The organism is Pseudomonas sp. SST3 (assembly GCF_003325755.1).
The window spans coordinates 1-4,801 of sequence record NZ_QORI02000094.1 but is presented as its reverse complement, the minus strand read 5'-3'; the positions used below and the strand labels follow the sequence as shown (position 1 = coordinate 4,801).

General features: G+C 58.2%; 2 protein-coding genes and 2 pseudogenes. 1 reads left to right on the top strand and 3 read right to left on the bottom strand.

The features are described from left to right. Positions 1-925 (bottom strand): high-affinity branched-chain amino acid ABC transporter substrate-binding protein (locus DQ405_RS24130; protein WP_168426345.1); only part of this gene is annotated, 925 nt, incomplete at its 3' end. Between the two features lie 366 nt (positions 926-1,291). On the opposite strand from DQ405_RS24130, the pseudogene DQ405_RS24125 reads away from it, so the two are divergent. Further along, positions 1,292-1,569 (top strand): annotated as a pseudogene (locus DQ405_RS24125) (DUF2288 family protein). A gap of 228 nt (positions 1,570-1,797) precedes the next feature. Here DQ405_RS24125 and DQ405_RS24120 read toward each other — a convergent pair. Both DQ405_RS24120 and DQ405_RS24115 read right to left on the bottom strand, forming a co-directional pair. Then, positions 1,798-4,062 (bottom strand): annotated as a pseudogene (locus DQ405_RS24120) (putative bifunctional diguanylate cyclase/phosphodiesterase). 139 nt (positions 4,063-4,201) lie between these two features. After that, positions 4,202-4,570 carry a YkgJ family cysteine cluster protein gene (locus DQ405_RS24115; RefSeq protein ID WP_014717283.1) on the bottom strand — a complete coding sequence of 123 codons (369 nt, stop codon included), beginning with the start codon at positions 4,568-4,570 and terminating at the stop codon, positions 4,202-4,204. Positions 4,571-4,801 lie beyond the last annotated feature (231 nt).

Below are 4,801 nucleotides of genomic sequence, written 5' to 3'. Positions count from 1 at the left end.
AGTAGGCCGGGAACACGAACGGACCGGTTGGGTCCTGCTTGTTCTTGGCGAACTCTTCAACGATGGCTTTGTTGGCCGGGTCGGTGTCGAAGGACTTCGGCAGGGTCACCAGCAGGCCTTCGGATGCACCTTGGGCGATTTGCGAGATGGAGTCGTTGCCGACGCCTTCCGGGCCCATGAACTTGGCGTTCAGGCCTTTTTCCTTGGCTTGGCGCAGGATCAGGCCCAGCTCAGGGTGGTAGCCGCCGTAGTAGACGAAGTCGACGTTGGCTTGCTTGAGTTTCTGGATGATCGAGGAGAAGTCTTTGTCGCCAGCGTTCAGGCCTTCGAAGACGGCAACCTTGGTGCCTTTCTTCTCGAGGGTCTGTTTAACGGCGGTGGCGATGCCTTCACCGTACTGCTGCTTGTCGTGCAGTACGGCAACGATCTTCGGTTTCACGTGGTCGGCGATGTAGTTGCCGGCTGCCGGGCCTTGGGCGCTGTCCAGGCCGATTGTGCGGAAGATCAGCTTGTAGCCACGGGCGGTGATTTCCGGGCTGGTGGCAGCCGGGGTAATCATGATCACGCCTTCGTCTTCATAGATGTCGGAGGCGGGTTGAGTGGAGCTGGAGCAGAGGTGACCAACCACGAACTTGACGCCATCATTGACCACTTTGTTGGCAACGGCCACGGCTTGCTTTGGATCGCAAGCGTCGTCGTATTCCTCGGCCTCAAGCATCTTGCCGTCTACGCCGCCCTTGGCGTTGATGTCTTTGATGGCTTGCTTGGCACCCATGAATTGCATGTCGCCGTATTGCGTCACCGGACCGGTCTTGGGGCCGGCGATGCCGATCTTGATGGTGTCGGCTGCGAACGAATGGCCGGCAACCCCAGCCAGGACCATAGCGGCAAACAGTTTGGAAATCTGCTTAGTAGCCTTATTCATAGTGCTCCACTCTTACTGTTGTATTTTTTATAGTTCTAGCGGCCTTGTGAGCTGCAGAACCGGATCAGATATCGCGGATATCCCCCCGGCATTGCCCTGGCAACTGTACCGGTACAGTGTAGAGCGCCGGTTGATCGCTTGAAAAGCTGGCAGCTGGGGGCAAAACCTGGGTGTGTCGCTTAAGTGAAAGAAAAAGACAGAATTGCGCCGGGTTGCTGATAGCTTTCAAGGCATTCCGTGGCTTTCCTGGCAGTTTCAATCGCTACTTCATTTGCTACTGGGTTTTTCTGCCTGAGCGACGGGGCTATGATTGCGCCGATTTTTTACTCAGGTGAATTCCCATGACGCAAGAACCAAGCACCCTCTATGCCAAGCTGCTCGGTGAAACCGCCGAAATTTCCTGGAAGGAGCTTGAACCGTTCTTTGCCAAGGGTGCCCTATTTGTGGGTCGATGCCGGCCTGGATTTGATCGAGGCCGCCGAAGGAATGGCCGAAGACAACCGTGACAAAGTCGCCGCCTGGCTGGCTGCAGGCACCCTTGCGAGGTGTCTGCGACGCGGGCATTGGACCTGGTGGAACGGGATCCAAGCTTATGGGCGGTAGTGGTCTCGCCGTGGATCCTGATCCAGGAAAGGGCGCGGTAATAATGGCGCGCACGAAAAAGGTGCGTATTTTTCACGCAGTGAAGTGTGTAGCCGAGTAACCGCTCAACGCGTGATGGCACCTTGCCGTAGAGAAAGGTCACAGCCGAGGGTGACGTAAGCGTCACGGGAACAGTTGAGGGCAGAAGGAATGAGTGGCGCAATTGTTTCCGGGTATGACGCGGCGTGAAGAGAAGCAACGATCACACCACCACTCCCCGTGCCCGGGTCTCAACGAATCGGCCTGACAATAGAAGGCGAGCCGATACGCCCTGGCGCCGGGTCTTTTGGCTGCGCAGCGTCGTTGCCTTCCACGCTTGGCAGATATAACGGATTGCGCATGGCAATGCCCTGCATCACGCCGATGATGTCATCGAAAGGCACCGCCGGGCTGAGCAGGTAGCCCTGGATGTAGTCGCAGCCATGCTTGAGCAGCAGCTCGAACTGCGCCTGGGTTTCCACGCCCTCGGTGACCACCTGCAAGTGCAGGGTGTGGGCCATGCCAATAATCGCCTGGACAATTTCACTGTCTGCGGTGGACTTGGGGATGTCCTGGATAAACGAGCGGTCGATCTTCAAAGTGTTGAGCGGCAAGCGCTTGAGGTAAGCCAGCGACGAATAGCCGGTGCCGAAGTCATCGATGGCCAGCGACACACCCAGGGCGCGGATCTGCCGCAACAGCGCCAAGGTACTGCTGATGTTGCCCATCAACGCGTTTTCAGTGACTTCCAGTTCCAGGCGGTTGGTGCCTATGCCGGCGAAGCGCAGGGCGTCTTCGATTTCATCGGCCAGTTCGTCACGCGCCAGGTTCAGCGCCGAGCAATTCACGGCCATGATCAGCTCGGTGTAGCCCCGGTCAGACAACAGGCTCAGGTCGTGACAGGCCTGACGCAATACCCAGTGGTCCAGCTCGGCGATCAGTCCGTTGTTCTCGGCGATGCCGATAAAGCGGTCCGGGGCCAGTAGCCCGTGTTGGGGGTGCTGCCAGCGCACCAGGGCTTCCAGGCGTGTGACCTTGCCCAGTTTCATGTCAAAGATCGGTTGATAAAACAGCACCAGCTGGCTGCGCGTTCGCAAGGCGGCGCGCAGTTCTTCTTCCAGTTGCAGCTCAAGAAAGGCACGGGTTTTAAGGTTGGAACTGAAGAAGTTCAAACAATTGCGCCCCGCATCCTTGGATTGGTACAGCGCTAGGTCGGCGGTTTTCAGCAGCTCTTCGCAGGTGTGGCCGTCCTCGGGGAACAGGCTGATACCGATACTGGTGGTCATCACCATGCGTCGGCCGGCCAGTTCGATGGGCTCTTTCATCTTCTGCATGATGCGCTGGGCCATGTGCCGGGCTTCGTCGCGGTGATGAATATTGACCAGGATGCAGAACTCATCGCCGCCAAAGCGTGCCACTACATCTTCATGGCTGCGTATCGAGCCCTTGATATGCCCGGCGAGCACTGTGAGCAACTGGTCGCCCGCGTCATGGCCCAGGCTGTCGTTGATAACGCTTGAAAATGGTCGATATCAAGGAAGATCACCGCCAGCATGCCTTGGCTGCGGGTTTTTTCCGCGACTTTTTCCGCAAAGATCTGATTGAAACCACGGCGGTTAAGCAGGCTGGTCAGTGCGTCGAAGTGGGCCACTTGTTGCAGCGAAGCGCGGGCCTGGTCGAGTTCGCTGAGCAGCGCGTTGACCCGACGCAGGTCACGCTCCTTGTGTTGCAACTTCTTGTCGGCCAGGGCTGCGCTGATGCTGCTGCCGATTACCAGCAAGGTGATCATGGCGACCGACAGGCCCAGTTGAATCGGGTTGTTATCCGCCGGTAACGAAAGATCCGCGCCACTGGGCACCAGCATTTGCATAGCCGCCATGCCGGTGAAGTGCATGCTCAGAATCCCGGCGCCCAGCACCAGGCTGGCGGCGTATTTGAGCAGTTGGTGAAACACGCCGGCACCGTTGCGCAGGTAACTGGACAGCAACAATGCGGCCAGGCTGGCGCCCATGGCAATCGCCACCGAGGCCAAAAAACAGCCGTGTTTCGAAGTACACCTGGGCCTGGGAGCGCATGGCTGACATGCCCACGTAGTGCATCAACGCGATACCCAGCCCCATCCACACCGAAGCCACCAGGTACTGATGAAAGCGCAGGTGGGTATGACTGAGGGTCTGCATGGCAAGCAACGAGGCGATCAGGGCGATCAGCAGCGAGGCGAACGTCATGATCAGTTCGTAGTGAATGGCGATGGGGGCCTGGAAGGCCAGCATGCTGATGAAGTGGGTCGACCAGATGCCGCCTGCCAGGCAACCGGCACCCAGCCAGCGCCAATGGCGGCGGGCGGTGGGGTCTTCGACATGGCCCACACGTTCGGCCATGTCCAGGGTACCGAAACCCGCCGCGCAGGCGACCAGGTACGCCAGCAGCACCAGAAACGGGTTATGACTGCAGTTGAGCAATAAATGCCCGCTGTCTGGAAGGTCGGTAAAAAAATGCTGCCCCAGCCATTCCATAGCTTATCCCGTCACAGAGCCATGTCACTGCCAGCGGCGATGACCTATGAGGTCGAGTATAGAAGTCTCTCGAGATTTGCCATGAGTAATGGCGTTTTGATCTCAAATTATTTTGATATGCCGTCCATAGCGTTTGGTGCTAAGCGCTGATGGGCAGGTCGAGTTCGAAGTGCGGGGCCTCCAACGGGGCCAGGCCGAATGCGGCACGGGCAGCGTCGCAATCGACATTTTGCACGCCCTGGCTCCAGGACGCCTCGAACTCGCGACACACGCTGGAGCGCTGCTCATAAATTGAGCAGCTGGTGGCCTGTCCGACTTCACCTTCAAGGCTGCAACACCGTGCCGGTTTGCGGTCGGTGCCGATCATCGCCACGCGGCTGGGGTTGATCTGCACCACCAGGTCATCGGGCACCGTGCCCCCGGACGAGGCGCACTCACCCCAAAAGAAGGACACGCGAAAGTGTGAACAGCAGGCACCGCAATTCAGACACGGACTGGCTTCGGACATGGGCGTCATCAATAAGAAAGTAGGGTGGGGGTGTTACAGGAAGGCTCGCCATTCTATCCGTGCCATGGCCGTTGGGAAGGGGGGTACGCACTTATATTTTCGTGGGACAAATCCCCGTGTTGCCGGCTGAAATCATGCCCTATCAGCTTTACGAATCATTACAGACAACCCCGCCTTACCTGACTATGTTGCAGGTACCGGGCAGGATGCATCGGGCATCACAGCTCTCAT

Coding starts and splice junctions, on each gene's coding strand:
- DQ405_RS24115 (WP_014717283.1), bottom strand. CDS start 4,570: ATGTCCGAAGCCAGTCCGTGTCTGAATTGCGGTGCCTGCTGTTCACAC.